The 24965-nt window shown below is 71.5% G+C and carries 21 protein-coding genes; 5 read left to right on the top strand and 16 right to left on the bottom strand.

What is annotated here, in order from left to right; all coding sequences use genetic code 11:
* Positions 1-263 precede the first annotated feature (263 nt).
* From V3T34_RS05820 to V3T34_RS05850, 7 genes are all read right to left on the bottom strand, one after another.
* Positions 264-1175: an outer membrane protein gene (locus V3T34_RS05820; RefSeq protein ID WP_060848760.1), complete on the bottom strand. Its 912-nt coding sequence runs from the start codon at positions 1173-1175 to the stop codon at positions 264-266.
* A 202-nt stretch (positions 1176-1377) separates the two neighbouring features.
* Positions 1378-2703, bottom strand: a complete 1326-nt coding sequence (locus V3T34_RS05825) for a bifunctional folylpolyglutamate synthase/dihydrofolate synthase (protein WP_305079575.1) — start codon at positions 2701-2703, stop codon at positions 1378-1380.
* Between the two features lie 139 nt (positions 2704-2842).
* Positions 2843-3799: an acetyl-CoA carboxylase, carboxyltransferase subunit beta gene (gene accD, locus V3T34_RS05830; protein WP_305079574.1), complete on the bottom strand. Its 957-nt coding sequence runs from the start codon at positions 3797-3799 to the stop codon at positions 2843-2845.
* Positions 3800-3849: 50 nt separating this feature from the next.
* On the bottom strand, positions 3850-4680 hold the full coding sequence (trpA, locus tag V3T34_RS05835; protein ID WP_060848763.1) for a tryptophan synthase subunit alpha: 831 nt from the start codon (positions 4678-4680) through the stop codon (positions 3850-3852).
* Positions 4681-4843: 163 nt separating this feature from the next.
* Positions 4844-5296, bottom strand: a complete 453-nt coding sequence (locus V3T34_RS05840) for a GNAT family N-acetyltransferase (protein ID WP_407942677.1) — start codon at positions 5294-5296, stop codon at positions 4844-4846.
* 445 nt (positions 5297-5741) lie between these two features.
* Positions 5742-6677, bottom strand: coding sequence for an ABC transporter ATP-binding protein (locus V3T34_RS05845; protein ID WP_305079572.1), 936 nt, complete (start codon positions 6675-6677; stop codon positions 5742-5744).
* A 20-nt stretch (positions 6678-6697) separates the two neighbouring features.
* Entirely contained in the window at positions 6698-7006 is a 309-nt protein-coding gene (locus tag V3T34_RS05850) for a hypothetical protein (RefSeq protein ID WP_091884423.1), read from the bottom strand.
* Positions 7007-7204: 198 nt separating this feature from the next.
* Between V3T34_RS05850 and V3T34_RS05855 the strand changes: the two genes are divergently transcribed.
* Together V3T34_RS05855 and V3T34_RS05860 are read left to right on the top strand one after the other, a co-directional pair.
* Positions 7205-7576, top strand: coding sequence for a DUF2293 domain-containing protein (locus tag V3T34_RS05855; protein WP_305079571.1), 372 nt, complete (start codon positions 7205-7207; stop codon positions 7574-7576).
* A 45-nt stretch (positions 7577-7621) separates the two neighbouring features.
* Positions 7622-9808 (top strand): primosomal protein N', encoded by a 2187-nt coding sequence (locus V3T34_RS05860; RefSeq protein WP_305079570.1) that lies wholly within the window; start codon positions 7622-7624, stop codon positions 9806-9808.
* Positions 9809-9864: 56 nt separating this feature from the next.
* Here V3T34_RS05860 and V3T34_RS05865 read toward each other — a convergent pair whose 3' ends face one another.
* From V3T34_RS05865 to V3T34_RS05875, 3 genes are all read right to left on the bottom strand, one after another.
* On the bottom strand, positions 9865-10248 hold the full coding sequence (locus V3T34_RS05865) for a nuclear transport factor 2 family protein (RefSeq protein WP_331369125.1): 384 nt from the start codon (positions 10246-10248) through the stop codon (positions 9865-9867).
* A 101-nt stretch (positions 10249-10349) separates the two neighbouring features.
* Entirely contained in the window at positions 10350-13700 is a 3351-nt protein-coding gene (locus V3T34_RS05870; RefSeq protein WP_305079568.1) for a S41 family peptidase, read from the bottom strand.
* Positions 13701-13767: 67 nt separating this feature from the next.
* Positions 13768-14064, bottom strand: coding sequence for a hypothetical protein (locus V3T34_RS05875; RefSeq protein ID WP_060848768.1), 297 nt, complete (start codon positions 14062-14064; stop codon positions 13768-13770).
* A gap of 225 nt (positions 14065-14289) precedes the next feature.
* Here V3T34_RS05875 and V3T34_RS05880 point away from each other — a divergent pair, with 225 nt between their 5' ends.
* Positions 14290-15228 carry a pirin family protein gene (locus V3T34_RS05880; RefSeq protein ID WP_305079567.1) on the top strand — a complete coding sequence of 313 codons (939 nt, stop codon included), beginning with the start codon at positions 14290-14292 and terminating at the stop codon, positions 15226-15228.
* Positions 15229-15258: 30 nt separating this feature from the next.
* On the opposite strand, the gene V3T34_RS05885 is transcribed toward V3T34_RS05880, so the two are convergent.
* The 5 genes from V3T34_RS05885 to ubiE form a co-directional block, all read right to left on the bottom strand.
* Complete coding sequence (locus V3T34_RS05885) at positions 15259-16440, bottom strand: S1C family serine protease (RefSeq protein ID WP_305079566.1); 1182 nt, start codon at positions 16438-16440, stop codon at positions 15259-15261.
* Positions 16441-16471: 31 nt separating this feature from the next.
* The gene (locus V3T34_RS05890; RefSeq protein ID WP_091753776.1) at positions 16472-16807 is read right to left on the bottom strand and encodes a hypothetical protein; all 336 of its coding nucleotides are present in this window, start codon (positions 16805-16807) and stop codon (positions 16472-16474) included.
* 423 nt (positions 16808-17230) lie between these two features.
* Positions 17231-18250 carry a hypothetical protein gene (locus tag V3T34_RS05895; RefSeq protein ID WP_305079565.1) on the bottom strand — a complete coding sequence of 340 codons (1020 nt, stop codon included), beginning with the start codon at positions 18248-18250 and terminating at the stop codon, positions 17231-17233.
* A gap of 67 nt (positions 18251-18317) precedes the next feature.
* The gene (ubiB, locus tag V3T34_RS05900) at positions 18318-19868 is read right to left on the bottom strand and encodes a 2-polyprenylphenol 6-hydroxylase (protein ID WP_305079564.1); all 1551 of its coding nucleotides are present in this window, start codon (positions 19866-19868) and stop codon (positions 18318-18320) included.
* Positions 19869-19878: 10 nt separating this feature from the next.
* Entirely contained in the window at positions 19879-20637 is a 759-nt protein-coding gene (gene ubiE / locus V3T34_RS05905; protein ID WP_091884397.1) for a bifunctional demethylmenaquinone methyltransferase/2-methoxy-6-polyprenyl-1,4-benzoquinol methylase UbiE, read from the bottom strand.
* Positions 20638-20768: 131 nt separating this feature from the next.
* Between ubiE and mutM the strand changes: the two genes are divergently transcribed.
* Entirely contained in the window at positions 20769-21659 is an 891-nt protein-coding gene (gene mutM / locus V3T34_RS05910) for a bifunctional DNA-formamidopyrimidine glycosylase/DNA-(apurinic or apyrimidinic site) lyase (protein WP_305079563.1), read from the top strand.
* A 20-nt stretch (positions 21660-21679) separates the two neighbouring features.
* The gene (gene pip, locus V3T34_RS05915; RefSeq protein ID WP_305079562.1) at positions 21680-22615 is read left to right on the top strand and encodes a prolyl aminopeptidase; all 936 of its coding nucleotides are present in this window, start codon (positions 21680-21682) and stop codon (positions 22613-22615) included.
* Positions 22616-23003: 388 nt separating this feature from the next.
* On the opposite strand, the gene V3T34_RS05920 is transcribed toward pip, so the two are convergent.
* Positions 23004-24404 carry an FAD/NAD(P)-binding protein gene (locus tag V3T34_RS05920; protein WP_305079561.1) on the bottom strand — a complete coding sequence of 467 codons (1401 nt, stop codon included), beginning with the start codon at positions 24402-24404 and terminating at the stop codon, positions 23004-23006.
* Between the last annotated feature and the right edge of the window lie 561 nt (positions 24405-24965).

Here is a 24965-nt window from a genome sequence, read left to right on the forward strand (position 1 = left end):
CGGATGACGCAAAGGTATCGGCCGCGGCGCGATGCCGGAACGGCGGGAGCGCGGCGAGGGCAGGCGGGATCGGGTGAGGCCGCGGCGGTGCCGGTGCGCCCCGTGCCGTCGTTCCGCAGATGCGGCGGCGTGCCCGTCCACTGTCAAGCGACGGGATCGTCCAACCCAGCAGGCCGCCCCGAAGACGTCTTTCGATGTCCCAAACGCGAAGAGCCCGGCCGTGAGGCCGGGCTCCGCTCCATCCGGGGACGGAAAGTCGGGTCTTAGTACGAGCCGAACTTGTAGTTCAGGCCGGCGCGGACGACCGCGAACTCGGTCTCGCGACGGTAGAGGTTGGCCGGGCCGACCGACACGACGCCCGGCGAGAACACCGAGTACTGCGTGCCGTTGACGGTCTGGGCGAACACACCGTTGTTGCGGTTGCCCTGATCCAGGTTCACGTACAGGCCTTCAACCTTGAGGGTCACGGCCGACGAACGGAAGAAGTTCAGGAACGAGTCGGTGGGCAGAGCGTACTCGACGCCGCCGCCGACGGCCCAGCCGGTCTGGAAGGTGTCGCGCGAGCTGTTCGGCAGGCCGAAGTCGCGACCGCCGCCCGAGCCGTAGGCGAAACCGCCGGTGGCGTACACGAGGGTGCGGTCCCAGGCGTAGCCGAGGCGGCCGCGCACGGTGCCGAAGAAGTCCAGGCCCGAGATGCCGTTCGGGTTGAAGACCAGGGTGCCCGGGTTGATGGCGCCGCCGGCGACGGTGGCGAAGGCGTACTGGTTGCGGCTGCGGCCGAAGTCGACGTACTGGGCGTCGGCCTCGATACCCACGACCACGCCCGAGCCCGGGGTGAACTGGTAGTTGTAGCCGATCTGGCCGCCGCCGACGAAGCCGTCGTTGCTGTTGCGGTTGCCGAAGGCGAGCACGCCGGTGGTCGGGGCGCCGGCGGCGGTCACGAACACGCTGCTGGCGGCGTTGACGCCGGCCGGCACGCCGACGACGGTCGGGGCGCGGGTGTCAGCGGTGTTGAAGCCGTAACCGGCGTTGAAACCGGCGTAGAAGCCGGTCCAGGTGAAGACCGGCACCGGGGTGAAGACCGGCGGCGGGGCGACGCGACGCGGCAGGTCCGCGGCCGAAGCGGCGGCGGTCAGCGCGGTGAAGGCAGCGAAAGCACTCAGGAGTTTCTTCATGATGGTCCCCAGCAGGTTCCCCTATCGAAACCAAGCTAGACCATTTCCGTGGCGCGCGATGTAGCAGTTAGGTCACATCGGGGAGGCAACGACACGGCCGACGGCCGGGCTTCCGCGGGAAATGTCAAGCCTGCCGGCAAACGATCCAAGGGATCCACCGGGCGGCGGTGGCGCGGATGCGGGCAGGGACGAAGGTCCGGCGTCACACCGGCGGCGTGCCGTTGGCGGCGAGCACCGCCCCGGCGAGGTAGAGCGAGCCGCAGATCAGCACCCGGGGCGGGCGCTCCCAGGCCCGGTCGCCGAGCGAGGCGAGCGCCGCCTCGAGGCTCGGGGCCGTCGCGGCCGTGAGGCCGGCCCGGCCGGCGATCTCCGCCACCTCCTCGGGCGGCCGCGCCGCCATCTGGCCGGCGAGGGGCACCGCCACCAGGAAGCGGGCGAGCCCGCTGAAATTGGCCAGGAACCCTTCCGCGTCCTTGGTGCCGAGCAGCGCCGAGACGAGGACCAGGGGCGCGTCGCCCCGCTCCTGCAGGTCGGCCATCGCGGCGGCGAGGATGCGCCCGCCATCGACGTTGTGGCCGCCGTCGAGCCAGAGTTCCGAGCCCGGCGGCAGCAGGCCGGCGAGACGGCCCTGGCGCAGGCGCTGGAGCCGGCCCGGCCACTCGACGGCGGAAAGCCCGGCCTCGAACGCCTCGGTGCCGATGTCGCCGAAGCCCGCGGCGCGCAAGGCCGCGATCGCCGTACCGGCATTGACGATCTGGTGGCGCCCGGCGAGCTTCGGCCGCGGCAGGTCGAGGAGCCCGTCCTCGTCCTGGTAGACCAGCCGGCCGCGCTCCTCGTGGGCGGAGAAATCCTGGTTGCCGACGAGGATCGGCGTGGCGCCGACCGCCTCGGCCCGGGCGCAGAGCACAGCGTCGGCCTGGGCGTAGTCCTGCGGGGCGATCACCGCCGGGCAGCCGCGCTTGAAGATGCCGGCCTTCTCGCCCGCCACCGCCTCGACGGTGTCGCCGAGATACTCGGCATGGTCGCGGCCGATCGGCGTCACCACGGCGCAGGCCGGCCGGTCGATGACGTTGGTGGCGTCGACCCGGCCGCCGAGCCCGACCTCGAGCAGCAGCACGTCGGCGGGCGCCTCGGAGAACAGCAGCAGGGCCGCCGCGGTGGTGATCTCGAACACCGTGATGGGGGCGCCGGCATTCACCGCCTCGCAGCGGGCGAAGGCTTCGGCCAGCCGGTCCTCGGGCACGAAGCGGCCGCCGCCGACGGCGCCGAGCCGGATGCGCTCGTGGAAGCGCACGAGGTGGGGCGAGGTGTAGACGTGGGCCGAGAGGCCGCCGGCCTCCAGGATCGCCCGCATGGTCGCGATGGTCGAGCCCTTGCCGTTGGTGCCGGCGACGTGGATCACCGGCGGCAGCCGCCGCTCCGGGTGGCCCAGCGCCGCGAGCAGGCGCTCGATCCGTCCGAGCGACAAATCGATGGTGCGCGGATGCAGGGCCAGGAAGCGCGCCATCAAGGCGTCGGAGGATTCCATCGGGGTGTTCCGCGGGGTCTTCCATCCGGCCCGCCGCCGGTGCGGCGGGCGCGAGTGGGGATCATACGACGACCGGGCGAGCGGACGGCAAGACAGAGATCGGCCCCCGCGCGGTACTAAAGCGCGAGCGCGATCCGGCTCAGGCCGGGACGGCGCGGGGCTCGGGCTTCGACTCGGCCTTCGGCTCGGGCCCGGCTTCGGCCTTCGGCTCGGACACCGCCTCGGCCGGGGCCGCGACAGGGACCTGCATCAGGAGCCCGCACAGTCCCGCGATGGTCGTCTTCATCTCGCGGCGGTGGACGACCTGGTCGACCATGCCGTGCTCCTTCAGGTACTCGGCGCGCTGGAACCCGTCGGGCAGTTTTTCGCGAATGGTCTGCTCGATCACCCGCGGGCCGGCAAAGCCGATCAGGGCGCCGGGCTCGGCGAGGTGCACGTCGCCGAGCATCGCGTAGGAGGCGGTGACGCCGCCGGTGGTCGGGTTGGTCAGCACCACCAGATAGGGCAGGCGGGCGTTGTTCAGCCGGCGCACCGCCACGGTGGTGCGGGGCATCTGCATCAGCGACAGGATGCCCTCCTGCATCCGCGCCCCGCCCGAGGCCGCGAACAGCACGTAGGGCGTGCGCTTCTCGAGCGCCGTCTCGGCGCCGCGCACGAAGGCCTCGCCGGCCGCCATGCCGAGCGAGCCGCCCATGAAGCCGAAATCCTGCACCGCCAGCGTCATCGGCAGGCCGGCGACGCGGCCGTACCCGACCTTGAAGGCGTCGGTCATGCCGGTCTTGGCCCGGGCGTCCTTCAGCCGGTCGGCGTAGCGCTTCTCGTCGCGGAACTTCAGCGGATCGGCCGGCGCGTCGGGCAGCGGCACGTCGAGCCACGTGCCCTGGTCGAACATCAGCTTCAGGCGCTGCTGGGCGGTGATGCGCAGGTGGTGCTCCGAGCCGGGGATCACCCAGCCGTTGGCCTCCACCTCCTTGTGGAAGACCATCTGGCCGGTCTCCGGGCATTTCACCCAGAGGTTCTCCGGCGTCTCGCGCTTGAACAGCGTCTTGATCTTCGGGCGCACGACCTCGGAGATCCAGTTCATCGCCTCGACCATGATCGCTCCTCGGTCGTCGGAATCGTATCGGTTCTAGATGGGGACGCGGCTCAGCCGGCGCGACCGGCGCGCACCCCGGCCGCGAGTTCGCGCACCAGCGCCGTCACCGCCTCGACCGCGGCCGCGCCACCCCGGCCCTCACCGTCGAGGGTGCGGGCGAGCGTGTCGACGATCGCCGAGCCCACCACCACGCCATCGGCATAGCGGGCGATCGAGGCGGCGTGCTCGCCGGTCTTGACGCCGAAGCCGACCACCACCGGCAGGTCGGTGTGGCGGCGGATGCGCTCGACCGCGCCGCCGACCACGCCGAAATCCGGGGTCGCGGTGCCGGTGATGCCGGTGATCGAGACGTAGTAGACGAAGCCCGAGGTGTTCGCGAGCACGGCGGGCAGGCGCGCCTCGTCGGTGGTCGGCGTGGCGAGCCGGATGAAGGCGAGGCCGGCCTCGAGCGTCGGAAGACAGAGCTCGTCGTCCTCCTCCGGCGGCAGGTCGACGACGATCAGCCCGTCGATGCCGGCCGCCTTGGCCTCGTCGAGAAAGCGGGCGACGCCGTAGATGTAGATCGGGTTGTAGTAGCCCATCAGGATCACGGGCGTACCGGCATTCTCGGCCCGGAAGCGGCGCACCAGCTCCAGGGTGCCGGCGAGCGTCTGGCCGATCTTCAGGGCGCGCAGGCCCGCCGCCTGGATCGCCGGGCCGTCCGCCATCGGGTCGGTGAACGGCAGGCCGAACTCGACGATGTCGGCGCCGGCCTCCGGCAGGGCGCGCAGCACCTGCAGCGAGGTCTCGGGGTCGGGATCGCCCGCCATCACGTAGGTGACGAGGGCGGCGCGGTTCTCCGCACGGCAGCGGGCGAAGGTATCGGCGAGACGGGTGGTCATGCGATCTCTCAGGCCTCCGGGAGCGGCGGCCAGCGTGTCGATCACGCGCGGGCTCGGGGCGGGGCGAAGCCGTCGCGCTACACCATTGGGGAGCCGAGGTGAAGCCGGCCCGGCGCGGCGGCGCGGCCGCGTGGGCCGTCGGGCCACCCGGCGCGGGCGTGCCTCACGCGAGGGCCAGGCGATAAAACCGGGTGTCGATGGCCATTCTGGGAAAGGCGGATGGCAGCGTATCCGCCGCAACGGCATGAAAGCCGTTCTTGTCGTAGAAGCGGTGCGCGGCCAGGAACTTCTCGGTCGTGCCGAGATAGATCTCGCGCAGGCCTTGCACCCTGGCGTCATCGATCAGGCGATGCAGCAGGGCCTGGGCGACGCCGTGCTCGCGCCCGCGAAACTCGGGCGCCACGAACATCTTGCGAAGGGCGCCCTGCCGCGCACCGATATCCTTCAGGCCGAGGGTACCAACGAGCCGGCCGTCGATCTCCGCGACCAGGAAGGCCCCGCGCCCGACCTGATAGAAGCCTGGGATATCGTGCAGATCGGGCTGGTCGTCTTCGGTGATCGCGAACCCGAACTCGTCCCGCTGGATCGGGAGGATGATCCCGATGACGGCCCGCATGTCCTCGGGACTGAAGTTGCGAATCCGAAGCGCGTTCACGATTGCGAAATCTCCTCTGTGTCGATCGGGCCGGAGGAGCGTCGTCTTCCGCAGGGAATGGATGGACGTCCTGAGCTCGCGAACCGCTTGAGCATAGGACCTACGCAGCGTCAAAGCCTATTCGACACACGCCATGGTTCAGCGGATGATGTTGCCTCCACGCGCAACCCCATCCTGAGTTGTTAGTCGATTGAAAATCGACTGACCTCGAAGGAGACCTCCAGCAGGCACAGTGATCCCTGGAGCCCTCCTTCGAGGTCAGTCCATCTTTGATGGACTGACACCTCAGGATGAGGTCTCGTGTGGGACAAAATCTTCTGCTCAAGTCAAACGGGCTCGCACACGGTCGCCGTTCGCGCCGCAAGTCTTTTATACCCCGGGCGCGACGCCGCATCGTCCCCCTCATTCAGGAGGCGTGGCGGGCCGCGGCGATGCGCAGGGATGCGAGCGTGACGCTTCCGTCCTCGGCGAGACCGATGCGCTCCGCCTCGCCCGCGAGCAGCAGCCCGAGGGCATCCTTGAGAGTTGCCCCGCCGGGCAGGCGTGGGGCGCCGTCCGGCACCCGTTCCGCCAGCCGGGCCGTCGTCGCCGGGATCAGGGAGAGGCGCCGCAGCCACCGATCGGCGCCCATGAAGCGCTCCGCGAAGGCGTCGGCGGGCGCGGCGAGGAGCGTTTCCGGGGGAGCGACCTGGACGAGGCGCCCCTCGCGCATCAGCGCCACCGTGTCGCCCATCCGTACCGCCTCGTCGAGGTCGTGGGTGACCATCAGCACGGTCTTCTTCAGGCGGGCCAGGATGCCCCGGACCTCGTCCTGCAGGCGGGCGCGGGCCACGGGATCGACGGCGCCGAAGGGCTCGTCCATCAGCAGCACCGGCGGGTCGGCGGCGAGCGCCCGGGCGACGCCGACGCGCTGGCGCTGGCCGCCCGAGAGCGCGTCGGGCCGCCGGTCCCGGACCTCGCCGGGATCGAGGCCGACGAGGTCGAGCATCGCGTCGACCCGCTCGGCGATCCGCCGGCGGTCCCAGCCGAGGAGGCCCGGCACCGTCGCGACGTTCTGGGCGACCGTGCGGTGGGGAAACAGCCCGACACCCTGGAGCACGTAGCCGATGCGCCGGCGTAAGGAGATCGGGTCGTGCCCGGCGACGTCCCGGCCTTCGACCAGCACCCGGCCGGCGCTCGGCGTCACCAGGCGGTTGACCATCTGCAGGGCGGTCGACTTGCCGCAGCCCGACGGGCCGATCAGCACGCAGGTGGTGCCGGCCTCGACCGTGAGGTCGACATCGTCGAGCGCCGGACGGGACTGCCCGGGATAGGTCTTGGCCGCGCCCTCGAAGCGGATCATCGGGGTGATCGCCGGATTCTTCAGCAGCCGTGGCAGATCGACCCGAGGGTGCGCTTCATCCGGGCGTCCCAGGCCTTGTCGCGGGCGGCGGTCGCGGCCTGCGCCTTGCGGGAGGCTTCCGCCATGTCGGGCTTCGCGCCCTCGGGCTTCACCGCCGCCTGGGCGGCGTCGCCCCGGCGGGGCTGGCGCCGGCCGTTCGCGGGAGCCGGGTTCGCCGCGGGCGCGGTCACGCCGAGGGGGGCCGCGCCGGCCGGGGCGGGGGCCTCGGTCTGCGCCGCGGCGGTGCCGGCGGCGAGGGCGAGAAGGGTGCTGGCGAGCAGGAGGCGCATGGCGGGGTCTCGGAGCCGCCCGCCGCGTCGCGGGAGGCTGGGACAAGGAACGGGCGTCGCACCTTATGCGGTTTCCGCAGCGCGCGACACCGGCGCCGATCGGCGCATCCGCGTGCCCTGTTCGCAGCGTGGCCGCCGGGGGTGACAGGGCGGGCCCGCTCCGGCAGGGTCACCCTCCCGCCCGCGCCGGAGGCCCCGATGACCCGCCGCCCCGATCCCGCGCCCCGCGCGCTGCCCACGCGCCGCGAGGCGGTGACGGCGGCGCTCGTCCGCCTGGCGCCCCGGGTGCCGGACTTCGAATCGGAGGCGATCGTCGACCGGGCGCTGGCCAGCACCGGCCTGCGCAATGCCGCGCCCGAGACCGCCGCCTGGCTCGGCCTGGTGTCGTATGCCCGCCACGTCTTCACCGAGTACGATTCCCTCCTTGAGGAGGGCTACGACCAAGACAGCGCCCGCCACTTCGTCCTCGACGACCTCAACGCCGTGCTGGCCGAGTGGGGCGTGCGGCGGCGGATCGGCGAGGACGAGGACACCGCAGGATCCGGAACCTCCGGGGGCGAGCCGGCGTGACCGTTCCTATATGACGAGGCAGCCCCGCCCGACCTTCGAAGTCCGATGACCGCCCCGATCGCCGACGTCCTGATCCCGCTCGCCCTCGACCAGGCCTACAGCTACGCCGTGCCGCCCGACCTCACCCTCCAGGAGGGCGACGTGGTGCAGGTACCGCTCGGCCCGCGGGAGACCGTGGGCGTGGTCTGGTCCCTGCGCGACGGGGCCGGCTCGAACCTGCGCCGCGTCAGCGGGCGGGTCGGCGTCGAGGGGTTGAGCCCGGCGCTGCGCCGCCTCGTCGAGTGGATCGCCCGCTACACCCTGGCGCCGAAGGGCCTGGCGCTCGCCATGACCCTGCGCCTGCCGGAGGAGGGCCGCACCGAGACCGCCAAGGTCGGCGTGCGGGCGACCGGGATGCCGCCGAGCCGGATGACCCCGGCCCGGGGCAAGGTGGTGGCGGTGGCGGCCGACGGCGTGGTGCGCGGCAAGCGCGCGCTGAGCCTGGAAGCCGGCGTCAGCGCCAGCGTGGTCGACGGGTTGATCGACGACGGGGTGCTCGAGACCGTGGCGCTCGCCCCCGACCGGGTCGCCGAGCCGCCGGACCCCGACCATCCGCACGATCCCCTCTCGGGGCCCCAGGCCGAGGCCGCCCGGGCGCTGATCGCCACCCTGACCGCGCCGCCGGCGGATGGCGGTGCGGCGGGCGAGGGCGGGGTGACGCTGCTCGAGGGCGTGACCGGCTCGGGCAAGACGGAAGTGTATTTCGAGGTCGTGGCCGAAGCCCTGCGCCGGGGCGTGCAGTCGCTCGTGCTGATGCCCGAGATCGCGCTCACCGCCCAGTTCCTCGACCGCTTCGCCAAGCGCTTCGGCGTGCGTCCCGCCGCGTGGCATTCCGGCGTCGGCGGGCGCCGTCGCGAGAAGATCCGGGCGGGCGTGTCGTCGGGCGAGGTGCAGGTGGTGGTCGGTGCCCGCTCGGCCCTGTTCCTGCCGTTCCGCAGGCTCGGCCTCATCGTGGTCGACGAGGAGCACGAGGGCGCCTACAAGCAGGATGACGGGGTGTGCTACCACGCCCGCGACATGGCGGTGGTGCGCGGCAAGCTCGAACACGCCGCCGTGGTGCTGGCCTCGGCGACGCCCGCGATCGAGACCCGGGTCAATGCCGAGCGCGGCCGCTACCGCCGGGTGGTGATGCCCGAGCGCTTCGGCGGCCGGCGCCTGCCGGAGATCCAGGCCATCGACATGCGGCGCGAGAAGGTGCCGCGCGGACACTACCTGTCCCCGAGCCTCGTCTCCGCCATCGCCGAGACCAATGCCCGGGGCGAGCAGGCGCTGCTCTTCCTCAACCGGCGCGGCTACGCGCCGCTGACGCTCTGCCGCGCCTGCGGCCACCGCTACCAATGCCCGAACTGCTCGACCTGGCTCGTCGAGCACCGCTTCCGCCGGGCGCTCGTCTGCCATCATTGCGGGCACGCCGAGCGCCGGCCCGAGGCCTGCACCGAGTGCGGCACCTTCGACAACCTGACGGCTTGCGGTCCGGGCGTCGAGCGCATCGCCGAGGAGGTCGCCGCCACCTTCCCGGACAAGCGGGTGATCGTGCTCTCGAGCGACTTTCCCGGCGGGGCCGAGCGGCTGCGGGCCGAGCTCCAGACCGTGGCGGAGGGCGGCTGCGACATCGTGGTGGGCACCCAGCTCGTCGCGAAGGGCCACAACTTCCCGCACCTGACGCTGGTGGGCGTGCTCGACGCCGATATCGGGCTCACCTCCGGCGATCCCCGCGCCGCGGAGCGCACTTTCCAGCTGCTGCAGCAGGTGACGGGCCGCGCCGGGCGCGGCGAGAAGCCGGGCCGGGCGCTGGTCCAGACCTACCAGCCCGAGCACCCGGTGATCTCGGCGCTGATCTCGGGTGACGCCGAGCGCTTCTATTCCGAGGAGACCGCCGCCCGCGAGGTCGCCGGCCTGCCGCCCTTCGGCCGGCTCGCGGCTCTGGTCATTTCCTGCACCGACCGCGAGGCGGCCGAGGCCCATGGCCGTGCGCTCGCCCGCGTCGCCGAGCCGCCGCCCGGCGTGATGGTGCTCGGCCCCGCCGAGGCGCCGCTGGCGCTCGTGCGCGGCCGCTACCGCTTCCGCCTCCTGGTCAAGACCGAGCGCGAGATCGACCTCCAGGGTTATCTTCGCGACTGGCTCGCCCGGGGACCGAAGGTGCGGGGGAATCTCAGGGTCGGGATCGACGTCGATCCGCAGAGTTTTCTGTAGCGTGGAAACCCAAACACTCTGACCGCGCGGAGGACCGCTTGGGGTGTGGGCAGACGTTAGATTTTGGCAACGGTTGGCGTTCCCTGATGGAATGCCATCTGCCAGTTGCCGTCGATCAGCTTCCAAACTGAACTGCGCAGCGTGTGCAGGTCCGGCACTCCTTCCTCCTTTCGGAAGGTTCTATAGGTTAAAAGCACGACGCCCGTAGAGAGTGGCCTCAGCTCGTATCCGTAGGCGGTCAGCTCCGATCGCTCGCGGCCCTGCTCTGTGGCCAGTCTGCGAACAATTTCATCTCTCCCGTATGCCTCACCAGATCTTCCAAATTCAAGAAAATCATCTGCCAGGAGTGCGGCCACCTTATCCGGCGAGCTACGAATGGCGGGATCATGCAGACGTTCTTCCAAGCCCCTCACGAGATCCAGTTCGCCGGGCGAAGCCATCCTGATCTCCACTACCATCTTGGCTCAGCTGATTCGTATTGTCCGCAAGAGATCGAAGTTAGCTACTCATATCGCCAGACCGGCCCGATTCTGGCCCTGGGTCATCCCGGCGCCGCCCCCGACGGCCGGCAGGCCCCGCCCGTCCCGCCGAGCAGCCGGTCCACCGCCGCGTCGAGCTGCGGGTCGCGGCCCTCCGCCCAGGCGGCGGGGTCGGAGGGGACCGCGAGGTCGGGCAGCACGTCGGTGTTTTCCAGCCGCGTGCCGTCGATGCGATGGAGCGGGACCTGCGGCAGCCCGTAGGTGAGGCGCGGCACGATCGGGGAGGGCACCCACCAGACGAAGGTGCCGGCCACCGGCTCGCCGACGAGCGGGCCGATGCCGAGGTCGCGATAGCCCTGCGGGAAGATCGAGGCGTCGGAGTAGCTCGCGCCGTTCATCAGCACGGCGGAGGGGCGGCTCCAGCGGTCGCGCGGGTCGCTCTGGACCGGGCCGGTCCGGGGCGCGAAGGTGAGATAGGGCCGGCCCGAGAGCATCGTCAGCAACTGGTTGTGCAGGTTGCCGCCGCCGTTGAAGCGCACGTCGACCACCAGCCCCTCGGCGCGGCCGAAGCGCCCGAAGACCTCCGCGAAGGTGCTGCGGTAGGAAGCGGCGTTCATCGCCCGGACGTGGACGTAGCCGAGGCGGCCGCAGGAGCGCGCCGCCACCGCGTCCCGGCGCCGGCGCCGCCAGCGCTCGAAGGCGAGGTCCCGCTCCCGCTCCAGGCTCACCGGCACCCGGCGCTCGCGAAACGCGGTCCCGTCCGGCTTGGCGAATGCCACCTCGATCCGCCGGTCCCTGGCGCCGCGCAGGAGGCGGCGCAGGCCGCCGTCGTCGGGCACGGCCTCGCCGTCGATCGCCGTGATCACGTCGCCGGGGGCGAGCCGGGTGTCGCCGGCGTCGAACGGGCCGGCGGGCAGGATCGCGGCGACGCGCATGCCGGGACCGGCAAAGGTCTCGTCGTAGTAGAGGCCGAGGGAGGCGGTCTGCTCGCCCGCCGGCACGCTCGGGGCGACGAAGGCCCGGGTATGCGAGGCATCGAGTTCGCCCGCCATCTCGGACAGGAGCTCGGCGAGGTCGCGGGCGTCGGCCAGCGCCGGCAGGAAGCGGGCGTAGCGGGTCCGCACCGCATCCCAGTCGACCCCGTGCATGCCGGGATCGAGGAACTTCGCCCGCGTCAGGCGCCAATACTGATCGAAGCCCGCCGCGAGGCGCGCCGCCGGGTCGTGTCTCGCATCGGCCTCGACCCGGACGTGGTGCGGGGTGCCCTTGGCGAGGTCGATCTCGGTGAAGCCGGTCCCGGAGAGGACCACGAGGATCTTCTGGTCGCGGCTCAGCCGCACCGGCGTGAAAGCCTTGTAGGCCAGGTCCGAGAAGACCGTGCGCCGGGTACCCCGGCGCAGGTCGCGGATGGTGCCGGTCAGGGCGTAGCCCTCGCCCTTCGGCCGCTCGCTGCGCTCGACGACGAGCAGGCTCGTCCCGTCGCGCAGCATCGCGGCGAGAACCACGTCGACATGGCCCTGCGACAGCCGGTGCTGCCGGTCCTCGAGGCCGTCCGGGTCGATGGGCTGAGGTGGGGCGGCCGGCCGCGCGGCGGCCCGCTGCGGCAGCCCCCCGGGCTCGGCGCTTCTGATCTCGGTGGTGTCGGGCTCCGTTCCCCGGGGCGGGTCGGCCGGGCGGGGCGCCTCGGGCTCGACGGGTACGCGCAGGCGCGCCTCGTAGGCGTCCCGGGCCCGGCGCGAGGCGAAGACCGCGTCGATGTCGGCCGGCTCGGTGGCGCCGGAGGCGGAGTGGAGGTCCTCCGGCTCGCTGCGCCAGACCAGCATGCCGCCGTCCGGGCTCCAGCGCGCCTCGCCCTGGCCCTCGCCCGCCGGCGCTACCCGCTCGGCCGGTCGCGAGCCGTCCGCCGGCACCACCGCGACGTTGTCTGTGAAGCCCCGGTCGAGCTGGACCGGCAGCGCCAGCCAGTGCCCGTCCGGCGACCAGGACAGCCACCACGACGCGTCGCGATAGGGGTAGAACCGGCCCGGCGGCACCACCTCGCGGTCGGCACCGGTCGCGGGATCGAGGACGTGGACCGCGCCGCGGTCGTGGATGTAGGCGAGCCGCCGTCCGTCCGGCGACCAGGTCGGCAGGAAGGCGTCGCCCGGCGGGGTCGGCAGCGCCCGCTCGATCAGGCGGGTCGCCTGAGCGAAGCCCCGCTCGTCGGGATCGGCCGGCACCGCCTCGTAGAGGCCCCACCGCCCGTCGCGCTCGGCCGCGTAGGCGAGGCGCCGGCCGTCGGGCGAGAAGGCGGGGTTGCGCTCCTCGCCCGCCGTGCGGGTGATCCGCTTGACCGACTTGCCGTCGCGGGCGGCGACGTAGATCTCGCCCTGCGCCACCAGGGCGACCTCGTGACCCGACGGCGACAGGGCGAGGTCGGCGAAGTCGGAGGTGCGGGCCGCCACCTCGTCGGCGAAGGTCGCCTCCGGCGCCGTGATCGGCACGGGCTCGGGGCTCTCGCCCCCCGCCCGCAGGCGATAGACCCGCCCGTCGCGGGCGAAGGCGAGGTCGCCGGTGCGGGAGGCGGAGAGGAAGCGCACCGGCGCGCCGTCGAAGCGCGTGACCTGGCGCGGCACCCGGTCGGCCAGGGACAGGCGCCAGACGTTGAGCGAGCCGGACGTCTCGCTCAGATAGGCGATCTCGCCGCCCGGCAGCCAGACCGCGCCGCGGCTCTCGCGCGTACCGGCGGTCAGCCGCTCGTGGCGGCCGGTGGCCGCATCGTAGAGCCAGACCTGGCGCACCGCCTGCGAGACCTGGTGCTGGCGGAAGCGCTGCTCGATATTGGGGCTGGTGTAGAGGAGGCGCCGCCCCTCCGGATCCCAGGTTGCGTCGAGGGCGGCGTTGGGCAGGACGAGCGTCTCGCGCCCGCCCGCGAGCGGCACGGCGTAGACTTGGTTCGCGAGTTCGGAGCGGAGCGGGGGCGCGAAGGTGCGGGTGGCATCGCCGAGGCGCGCGGAGGCGAACAGCACCGAGCGCCCGTCGGGCGTCACGCTCATCGGCCGCTCGTCGAGGGAGTACCAGGTCAGGCGCCGGGCCTCGCCGCCGGCCGCCGGAACACCGTAGAGGTTGAGGGCGCCGGACCGATCGGAGGCGAAGGCGAGGCTCCGCCCATCGGGCGCCCACACCGGCGTCTCCGCGTGGGCGCCGGCCTCGGTCAGGGCCCGGGCCTCGCCGCCCGCCGCCGGAACGGTCCAGATCCGACCGCGGTACCGGAACGCGAGGCGGCTTGCATCCGGAGACAGGGCCGGCTCGCGCAGCCAGAGCGGCGGCGGCTCCTCCCGGGGCTTCTCCCCCGGTCCTTGCCCGCGGACTTGCCCGCGGACTTGCACCGCCGTGCACAGGAGGAGGAGCGCGGTGACGAGGAGCCTGCGCATGGCGGACCGTCGGGCGAGAGGCGTCGTGGTGCCCCAGCGTAATCCCGGGGCCCGCCCCGTGTCGAGCTTACGCGACCTGCTGCGGCGCCAGGGCCCCGGTGCGGCCGTGCGCGCCGGCGAACAGCTCGTTGAGCTCGCCGCCGACGGTGCGGGCGATGCGGGTCGAGGCGGTGCCTTCGGTCCGATCCGCCACGATGGCGCGCAACGCGTCGGCGGTGCGCTTCTCGACGGCGTAGAACAGGGTCTCGGCCGCCTTGGCGTTGGCGCTGAGCAGCACCGCGGCGAGGTCGTGGTAGGCCTCCTTCAGGAGGTAATGGGCCAGGCGCTCGGCGGCCTGCTCCTCCGTCAGTGCTTCGTCGCCCATGGCCCGCCTTCCCTTCACCGGAGCGCCCAGCGTGCCGGAGCTGGATTGCGCGAAGCTTGCGCCCGATGGAACCCCTGTCCGGCCCATGGCTGCAAATCGAAACGATGCGTTTCGATCGTTTCTGTTTTCAGGCCGATCCGGTGGAGCCAGGATGCTGGCTCACGGGACGGCCTCCCGGAGGGCGACATAAAACCTCGCGAGGCCCCTTCGGAAGGAGCAGATGCGATGAGCTGGCACGGTGCCGACGACCCCGTCCCGGGCGATGCCTTCAGCTGCGACGCGATCCGGACCCTGATCGTGCCGCGCTCGCGCGACCTCGGCTCGTTCGCGGTGCGGCGGGCGCTGCCCTCGACCGAGTGCCGGATGGTCGGCCCGTTCGTGTTCTTCGACCAGATGGGCCCGTCCGAGTTCCTGCTCGGCCAGGGCATGGACGTGCGGCCTCACCCGCATATCGGGCTGTCGACCGTCACCTACCTGTTCGACGGCGAGATCATGCACCGCGACAGCCTCGGCACCGAGCTGCCGATCCGCCCGGGCGAGCTGAACTGGATGACGGCGGGACGCGGCATCACCCATTCGGAGCGCACCGGCAGCGCCCTGCGCCGGACGGGTTCGCGGCTGTTCGGCCTCCAGAGCTGGGTCGCCCTGTCGGCACGGGACGAGGAGACCGCCCCGGCCTTCGATCATTACGACGCCGCCGCCCTGCCGGTCGTCTCCGCCGAGGGCAAGACCGTGCGGCTGATCGCCGGCGAGGCCTACGGCGCGCGTTCGCCGGTCCGGACCTCGAGCCCGATGGTCTATGCCGACGTGGCGCTCGAGGCCGGGGCCGTCCTGCCGCTCGATGCCGACTACGACGAGCGGGCGATCTACACGGTGTCGGGGGCGATCGAGATCGCCGGCGACGGCTTCGGCCCGGGCCAGCTCCTGGTCTTCCGCCCCGGCGACCGGATCAGCGTGCGGGCGACGGAAAAGTCCCGCTTCATGGTGCTGGGCGGCGAGCCGATGGACGGTCCACGCCACCTGTGGTGGAACTTCGTTTCCTCGCGGCCCGAGCGGATCGCCCAGGCCAAGGAGGATTGGCGCCAGGGCCGGTTCGACACGGTGCCGAACGACGCCGAGTTCATCCCGCTGCCCGAGGACCCGCCGCCGGTCCGCTATCCGTGAGCGGGGGCCGGCGGAACGCCCGCGGACGGCTCACTCGCACACGACCTGCACGGTGAAGTCCCGTGCCTTCTCGGCCAGCGCCGCGCCGTCGAGCGCGTCGGCGGTGCGCACGGTGATCGGCGCCTCGACGCCGTTCGCCTCGAGGAAGCTCAGGGCGATCGCCGACTTGATGGCGAAGTTCACGTTCTGCGGCACGTCGCCGGAGGCGAAGGCGACCTGCTTCGACTGCACCACCCCGACGACGTTGCCGTACTGGTCGAGGATCGGGCCGCCGCTGTTGCCCTGGTGGACCGGCGCCGAGATCTGGATCTTGCGGGTGTCGTCGCCCGAGCCCGCCACCGCCGTCACGTTGCCGATGGTGAAGTTGCCCGTCGAGGCCAGGATGCTGCTCTGGGGAAAGCCGTAGACGTAGACGCTCTCGCCCAGGCGCGCGCGCACCGAGAGCGGCGGCACGGTCTTGGGCGGCACGTCGGTGGCGAGGACCGCGAGGTCGTTGGCCGCGTCACCGGCCACGAGCCGCGCCTTGAGGATGCCGGAGCCGGGCTGGCGGACCTGGATGTCGGTGCAGCCGGCGACGACGTGGTGGTTTGTCAAAAGGTGGCCGCGCTCCGAGACGTAGAAGCCGGTGCCGGTGCTGACCATGCCGGCCTTGCGCGGCGCGTCGGGACCCGGCTTCGGGTCGGGCCCCGCCTTGGCGGCGGCGGTCACCGCCTCCTTCTGGCAGCTCAGCACGGCATCGAAGGCCTCGGTCGAGCCGACGAGGGAGAGCGTCGCGATCTGCCGGCCCTGGAACCGCACCGCGATGCTGCCGGACCGCGACAGGTCGGCGACGAAACGCTCCTTGAGGCCCGCCTGGAACAGGCCCCGGGCCTCGTCGCGCTCGAAGCCCGTGAAGGTGCCGTGCCAGCGCTCGCGGCCGGCGAGCATGTGGAGCTCGTACTGGCCGCCGACCTCGAGCGAGCGCCATTTCGGGTTGGTGAGGGCGAGGTACGACGTTCCCCGCGTCCCGCCGATGCCGAACCACAGGGTGGTGCCGTCGCCGTAGCTCGCGGCGGCCAGACACCCGCCGAGGCTCTCGCTGTAGCCGATCGACCACCCCGCCACCTTGCCGAAGCTCTTGTCGACCGTCAGCCGCGGCGGGGCCGGGGAGGCCGCCGCCGGGAAGGCGGTCACGGCCGCGGCGAGGAAGGCGAGGGCGATCGGACGGAGCATGGGGCGGGGATCCGGCGTGCGAGGGGGCGCGTCAGCGGGCTTGGTTGACGACGGTTACGCCGCTGCGGGGCGAGGCGAAGGGATCGCCCGAGGCGTTCACCGCCTGCACCCGGGCCGGGCCGGCGGCCGGGTAGGCGGGGCGGGGACGGGCGTAGCGCACGACGCGCGTCCGCCGACGCGGCGCGTAGACGACGACCGGACGCTGGCGGGCCGCCTGCGCGGCGATCGAGCCGGCGATCATGCCGCCGATGACACCGCCGGCGAGGCCGCCGAGCACGGAGCCGGCGCTCTGCGCCCGCGACGGTGCTGCCCCGGCCAGCGCGAAGGCGCCCGCGAGGCAGGCCACGACCAGACAATGCTTCATCATGAACAGAACCTTCCCGGACGAGACTTGCGGACGACTTTGGAACGCGGCAAGCTTAAGCGTGGAAGGCGACGCCTGGAAAGAGGCCGGACCGGATATTTTACCCCACAGGTTGCCGTCGAGGCGAGAGAGTCAACGAAAGGCTGCGAGATCCCGGTAAATCCGGTTGGCGCCGGCACGCGCAGCGCCAGATCTCCCCTCAAATTTTCGATATCGCCCTTATATCGCGCTGTTATTCATAAAATGATAAATCAATCTATGGCTATACTTCAATTAATACTCAGAAAATTCAACGTCTATAAATCAATTCGAAACTGTAAAAATATCAAAGAATCACTATCTCTACATCGATCATGAGATGAAACGCTCGATATGTGGCTGAGCCCGGTATCCTTCCACGGTCGGCTCCACCCTCCGCCCGCCGGCTCATCGGTCCGGTTCGGCGTAGCGTCGTACGAGGTCGTGCAAGGCTGGTGCGGGCGGACCGTAGCTGACGAGCGCCACGTCGAGATCGCCGTCGCCTGCGAGCCGGAGCGCCCGCAGCAGGGCGGCGTCGATCCAGTCGTCGGCGTTGCCGAAGGCGCCGCCGCCGAGGCGCGTCAGCAGCACGCGGCCGGACGCTCCTCGGGCCGCGTTCAGCAGCCCTGCGAGCAGCGTCCCCTCGTAGGCGGCTTCCAGCACCAGGCGGGCGAACGGCGCCCAGTCCGCCTGCGGCAGGCCCGCATAGGCGACCGGCAGCGCCGAGCAGAAGACCTGGCTGACGAGCGGATGGGGCGACGGTCCGTCGGTGACCGCGACATCCGTGTGAAGGCCGAGCCGCAGCCGGCCGCGCAGGTCGTCCCGGGCGTCCTCGTCCGCACCGTCCAGATACGCGGCGATGGCTGCGAGCCCTGCCCGCGTCGGCAGCGCGTAGCCGTTGCGCATGGCCCACAACGCGGTTCGCACGGTCCCGAGGCTTCGCGCGAGGGCGTCGCCGAGATCGGCGAGACCGTCGAGCTGCCGCCCGGCGGTCTGGCCGAGGCCGCCTTCCACCGGCACGAGGTAGTTGCGGTAGATCGTGGCCGCTCCCGCCGCCATGGCGCAGGCCGGGCCCTGGGTGCGGTCGCCGGCGTAGCGGGCGACACCGTCCTCCGGGGTGACCTCGGGGCCGACCATCTCCAGCATGTTGAACTGCGAGGCGACCTGGAACAGCGCGCCCCGGTTCCCGGGCAGGCGGTGCAGGGCCCGCACGTCGCCCTCGACGAGGCTCAGCCGCGTCCGACCCGCCCGCCGCACGCCGGAAGCCGCCGCGCGCAGCTCCGCCACCGAGGGCAGCGTCAGCGTACCGACCGCGAAGCGATCGCCGCTCCCCTCCCGCACGAGGCAGCCGTTCTCCACGCGCAGCCGTCGCTGCGTCGGCGCATGGTCCGTCTCGCGAAAGCCGGTCAGCCGCTCGAACCAGTCCATTGCGCCGCTCCGGTTTCCACCCGTCGCTCGCTGTAGCACGGGCTCGCGTCGGCCCCGCGGCGCCCGGTCACCTCACGGCGATCGCCAGCAGCGACCCGGCGATCACCCACAGGGCCAGCGTCGACCACACCATCCGCTTGGTCTCGACGCGGATGCGGCGCTCGACGCGCGTCACCTCGCGCAGGCCCTCCTCGTCGAGGCGCACCAGCACGCGCTTGGCGCGTTGCGCGAGGTCCGGCACGTCGGCCACCACGTCGGCGAGGGTCAGCACCGCCCGGCGGGCCTGGTCGGCGCGGCCGATCGGGCCGAGGTTGCGAGTGAGCCAGGCGCGCACCACCGGCTCGGCGGTGGTCCACATGTCGAGGCGCGGATCGAGCGAGCGGGCGACGCCCTCGACCACCACCATGGTCTTCTGGAGCATCACCAGTTCGGTGCGGGTGCTCATGTCGAAGAGCGCCGTGACGTCGAAGAGCAGCGTCAGGACCTTCGCCATCGAGATCTCGTCGGCCCGGCGCTGGTGGATCGGCTCGCCGATCGCCCGGATCGCTTGCGCGAAATCGTCGACGGAGTGGTGCGAGGGGACGTAGCCGGCCTCGAAATGCACCTCCGCCACCCGGCGGTAGTCGCGCAGGATGAAACCGAGCAGGATTTCGGCGAGGAAGCGGCGCTCCTTCAGCCCGAGCCGGCCCATGATGCCGAAATCGACCGCGACGAGCCGCCCGGCCGGATCGACGAACAGGTTTCCGGGATGCATGTCGGCGTGGAAGAAGCCGTCCCGGATCGCGTGGCGCAGGAAGGACTGGATCACGGTCCGGCCGAGGGCCGCCACGTCGTGGCCGGCCTCGACGATCGCCGCCCGGTCGTTGAGGCGGATGCCGTCGATCCACTCGCTCGCCAGCACGTCGCGCCCGGTCAGTTCCCAGACCGGTTGCGGCACCCGGAATTCGGGATCGTCCTTGATGTTCTCGGCGAGTTCCGAGAGGGCGGCAGCTTCGAGCCGCAGGTCCATCTCCATGGCGACGGAGCGGGCCAGCGTCTCCACCACCTCGCGCGGGCGCAGGCGCTCGGCCTCCGGGCGCAGGGCCTCGACGATCCGGGCCATGAACCGCATCGCCTGGATGTCGCGGGCGAAGCGCTCGCGCACGCCCGGCCGCATGATCTTGACGGCGATCACCCGCTCGGTGCCGTCGGGTTCGCGCAGGTGCGCCTTGTGGACCTGGGCGATCGAGGCGGCGGCGATCGGCGCGCTGAACGCGGTGAACAGTTCCGAGACCGGCTTGCCGAGGGTCGATTCGAGGATGCCGACCGCGACCTCCTGCGGGAAGGGCGGTACCCGGTCCTGCAGGCGCTCCAGGTCGCGGGCCGCCGCCATGCCGACGATGTCGGGGCGCGTCGCCAGGAACTGGCCGAACTTGACGTAGGAGGGCCCGAGGCGGGTCAGCGCCGCGGGCAGGCGGCCGGCGCCGAGGCCCGGGCGCTCGAGCTTGCGGCCGAGCCGCAGGACGACGCGCAGGTGGGGCGGCAGGGCGGCTTCGTCGACGAAGGAGAGGCCGCCCTCGCGGGCCATCACCCAGCCGACATGGATGCCCCGCGCGAGGTGGGCGACGAGGCTCAGCACGACGGGTGCCTCACGCGAGCTTCCAGCCGGAATGGATGGCACAGATGCCGCCCGAGAGCGGCCGGTGGGTGACGTGGCCGAAGCCCGCCTGCTCGATCATGCGCGAGAAGCTGCCGGGGGTCGGGAAGCGGCGGATCGACTCGACGAGGTACTGGTAGGATTCCTTGTCGCCGGCCACCATCGCGCCGATGCGCGGGATGACCTTGAACGAGTAGGCCTCGTAGATCTTGTCGAGGCCCGGCACGTCGACGTGGGAGAATTCGAGGCACAGGAAGCGCCCGCCGACCTTGAGCACCCGGTGGGCCTCGGCCAGGGCGTTCTCGATCCGCGGCACGTTCCGGATGCCGAAGGCGATGGTGTAGGCGTCGAAGGTGTCGGAGGGCAGGGGCAGCGACTCGGCGTTGCCGGCCACGAAGTCGATGCGCGAGCCGTAACGGTGGCCGGCCCGCTCGCGGCCGACGCCGAGCATCGCCTCGTTGATGTCGAGCACCGTCACCTTGGTGTCGGGCCCGCCGGCTTGAAGCGTGCGGAACGCGATGTCGCCGGTGCCGCCGGCCACGTCGAGCAGCCGGAACGGCCGGGTGCGCGAGGGGCGCACGCTCGACACGAAGGCGCTCTTCCAGGCCCGATGCAGGCCGCCCGACATCAGGTCGTTCATCAGGTCGTAGCGCTTGGCCACCGAGCGGAAGACCTCGTTGACGCGGTCCTGCTTCTCCGCGAGCCTGACGCGCTCGAAGCCGAAATCGGTGCTGGTCTCGTCGCCGGCCATGCCTTCAGGTCCCCTGTCGTGGCGGCCTGCATAGCGAAGCCGGGGGGAAAGCACCATCTGGGCAAGCATGTTCGCCGGGTGCGCTTCGTCGCGCTCAAGGTCGCACCATTGCCCTTCGCCACGGACGAGAGATGCCCGAACTGCCCGAAGTCGAGACCGTGCGCCGCGGTTTGGCGCCCGCGATGGTCGGCGCCCGCTTCACCGACGTGGTGCTGAACCGGCCCAACCTGCGCTTTCCCTTCCCGCCGCGTTTCGCCGCCCGGGTGAAGGGGCAGGAGGTCACGGCCCTGTCGCGGCGCGCCAAGTACCTCGTCGCCGAGCTCTCGTCCGGCGAGGCGCTGATCATGCATCTCGGCATGAGCGGACGCTTCGACGTGCACCTGCCCGACGGGCGCTCCGTGTCGCCCGGCGACTTCTATCTGGAAGGCGCGCAAGGCCAGTCGAAGCACGACCACGTCGATTTTCGGCTCTCGAACGGGGCGCGGGTCGTCTACAACGACGCCCGCCGCTTCGGCTTCATGGACCTGGTGCCGTCCGCGGAGCTGTCCACCTGCCGCCACTTCGCCGGCATGGGCATCGAGCCGCTCGGCAACGAGCTCTCGGGCGAGACGATCGCGCGGCTCTTTTGGGGCAAGCGCACGCCGCTCAAGGCCGCGCTCCTCGACCAGCGGCTGATCGCGGGCTTAGGCAACATCTACGTCTGCGAGGCCTTGCACCGGGCCAAGCTCCACCCGGAGGCGCCCGCCGGGTCGCTCGCGGATGCCGCCGGCCGTCCGACCGCGAAGGCCAAGCGCCTCGCGGTCGTGATCCGCGACGTGCTGACCGAGGCGGTGGCGGCGGGCGGCTCCACCTTGCGCGACTACGTCCACACCGACGGCAGCCAGGGCGCCTTCCAGCACGCCTTCCGGGTCTACGACCGGGAGGGGCTGGCCTGCACGGCGAAGGGGTGCCGCGGGGTGGTGCGGCGGCTGGTGCAGTCGGGACGCTCGACGTTCTTCTGCGAGACGTGCCAGCCGGGGTAAAGGCCGGGAATCCCTGCTAAATGTCCGATCTCCTCGATCATGGTCTCCTTCCCGTCGCCGGCGGTGCCCGGATCTACTGGGAGACCTCGGGCGCGCCGGACGGCATTCCGGCGCTCTTCCTGCACGGTGGGCCGGGGAGCGGGCTCGGAAGCGGCGGGTACCGCCGTCACTTCGACCAAGAGCGCTATCGCCTCGTCGGCATCGACCAGCGGGGCTGCGGCCGTAGCCGGCCGCTCGTGACTGCGGACCTCGGCGGGCTCTTGGGGAATACCACGACGGCGCTGATCGCCGATATCGAGGCGGTGAGGGCGCATCTCGACATCGAACGCTGGCTGGTCTCGGGCATCTCGTGGGGCACCACCCTGGCGCTCGCCTATGCGCAACGTCATCCGGACCGGGTGAGCTCGCTCGTGCTGGCCGCCGTCACCACCACCAGCCGGGACGAGGTCGCGTGGATCACCGAGGGCGTCGGGCGCATCTTTCCCGAAGCCTGGCAGGCCTTCGCGGAGGCCTCCGGCCGGCGCGGAAGCGAACGGATCGTCGAGGCCTATGCCCGGCGCCTCGCGGGCGACGACGCGGCGGACCGCCGACGCGCCGCCCGCGATTGGCTGGCTTGGGAAGCGGCCCACGTCTCCCTCGATGCACCGCCACCCGGACGACCCGACGACCCTGACCGGGACGCGGTATTCGCGACGCTGGTGACCCATTATTGGGCGAATGACGGCTTCCTGCGCGACTCCGACGCGATCTCGGCGCGAATGGACCGCCTGCGGGCGATCCCGGGCGTCTTGATCCACGGACGCCGCGACGTCAGCGGGCCGGCCATCACGGCGTGGCAGCTTCACCGGCTCTGGCCGGGAAGCCGGCTCTGCATCGTCGAGGGCGAAGGTCATGGCGGGCCCGGGATAAATGCTTGGATACGGGGGTCGACGGATACGTTGACGGGGGCGGGGTGAGGGGGACCCCGCGATCGGAGATGCCGGGGACGAGGCGGCGGCGAGGGGCGGCCTTGCCGGTAGCGGTGCAGGCGGCCCACGTCTTCTGGCGGACCTCCACGTGCCACCGAGCCGCACGACGATATCGCCGCCCGTCTCCGGCATAAGCTCACCGGTCGCCGACGCGTCGGACGCCGCGAGGCCACCCGCACGGCAGCTCACGCAACCGAGGTGGAGCCCGAAAAGGCGAAGCGGCAGGGATCAGCCGCGTTGCAGCGGCTGCCAAGCGTGCGAGAGGATCCTGCAAGGCTCTTAGGCGGGCGAATCGCATAAGGATGATTATGGAACTAGCGACAGGATATCGCCGTTCCGGGCAAGCCTCTGACGCGCCACAGGTTCTCGACCGGGATCATGCCGTCTCCCGCGCCTCGCCGAGCGGAGCATTCTGCAGCCGTGCGGCCACCGTCCGGGCGAGTTCCGCCGCTTGGCCCCTGATGTCAGGGACCGCCGTGCATTCCCACAATGTACCGCGCAACAATGGCCCCAGTGTCCAGAGCGGGAATCCGACCTCGCCGCGTTGATCGAGGACCGCGAGGTCGTCGGAGACCGCGAGGCCCAGCCCCAGGACATCCGGACGAACCAACCCCCGGGCCATCAGGCGTCGCAGCAACAGGTCGTTAGTGTCCGCGACCCGTCCGACCCCGGACGCATCAATGATCCGCTGGATCTCGATGACCCGCGAAACAGCCGCACTGCGCTCGCGCACGGTGACACGGGCGTGCCCCGCCCGGTCCTCGATGTCGATCACTCGGCCCCGGAGCACGGTCAGCCCACCACCGGCGCATTCTCGCGCGATGATCTCGGCCGCCGGCGGCGCCATCCGGTGGCGGTGCACGTCCCAGAACGCGCGCAGATGGCGCAGGAAACGATGCTGCTCGGAGAGCGGCAGGCCGCGCCACAGATCGATGCTGGTGCCGCGCAGGGAATCAACCACGCTTCGCCAGTCGGCCCCGGCGCTTTCGGCCCGCCGCACCTCCGCCCGAACGCCGCGCAACAACGCGACGAGCGAGCGGCGCGCCGCATCCGGCACGTCCGGCGTGGCCCAGGGCGTGGTCGGCGCATGGACCTGGGGCAGCAGGCCGCGGCGCGACACTGCCAGGATCGGCCCGGCGAACCCACGCTGCCGCAGGGCAGCGACCGCGTCGACCATGGTCAGACCGGTCCCGACGATGAGCAGAGGCAAGTCCGGCCGCAGGTCGTCGAGCGGCGCGCCATCCCAGGGGTCGACCGCGTAGCGGCTCTTCAGATTGCCCGGGGCGCGGAGATTGCCGCAAGCCAGGATGGCGCCGGCGACATGGCGGCGCCGTCCTGCCGCGAGGGTCAGGCAGAAGCCCTCACCCTCGGGCGCGAGGTCCACCACCTCGTCGTGCTCGAGCATCAGGCGCGGCGCGGTGCCCGGCTCGGACAGGGCCGCGAGCAGCAACTCGGTGAGGTAGCGACCGTAGAGGCCACGCGCCGCGAACACGCCGGCCGATGTCGAGCGAGTCCAGGCGGCGCCGTCGAGGGGGCAGTTCTCGAGCCAGCGGGAGAAGTGATCGGGCCGATCCGGAAACGCGCTCATGTTGGTGGCGCGCACGTTGAGCAGGTGATCGGTGCAACCCGTCGCATAAGCGAGGCCGCGGGCGAAGGCGCCCGACTTCTCGCATAGAAGGACCGAGCGCTCCGGCATCAGCCGGCTCAGATGAAGGGCGGCCATAGTCCCGCTGAACCCGGCCCCGATCACCGCGATGGGCGGAAGGGCGTTGCGCATTCGCCGTCGGTCTCCTGCCTCGTCGGCCGCACCTTAGAAGAAGCGGGCGTCCAGGTCTTCACTCCCCCGACCGGCCCCACGGTGCGAGACTGTCGCAAATTTGCCAGCCAGCGTGGAACCGACGCCTGTCTCGTGATTTTTCCATCACGATGCCGGTCGTGTTCGGGCGGAGCCCTGCCCCGCTCGGACACGACCGATTCGCGTGTTGACAGTCGAGCCGGCTACCCTTAGACAGCCGCTCACCGACGGGGCGCCGACGAACTGGCTGCCCCGCCGAACCTCCCCAGAGACGAGCGAGCAAGGGCCAGGGTAACCCGGCGCTGCTTTTCGTTTCCGGTAAGGTCGAGATCCGGCTTCGACCGGATCGGCTCTTTGACAAGTTCATCTGAGAAAGAGAAGCGTGGACGGCGTCGTCCCTGCGGGCTGGTTTCTTTGAAACCAGCTGCGAGTAGGATGATGCTGGTCTGACGTTTCGGTGCTCACACGATTTGGTGGAAACGCCGATCGGTCGTGAGCCTCCGTTTATGTTGTGATCAGCTATGATCAGCTCTTCAACTTGAG

The organism is Methylobacterium ajmalii (genome assembly GCF_036448855.1).
Taxonomy (GTDB): Bacteria; Pseudomonadota; Alphaproteobacteria; order Rhizobiales; family Beijerinckiaceae; genus Methylobacterium; species Methylobacterium ajmalii.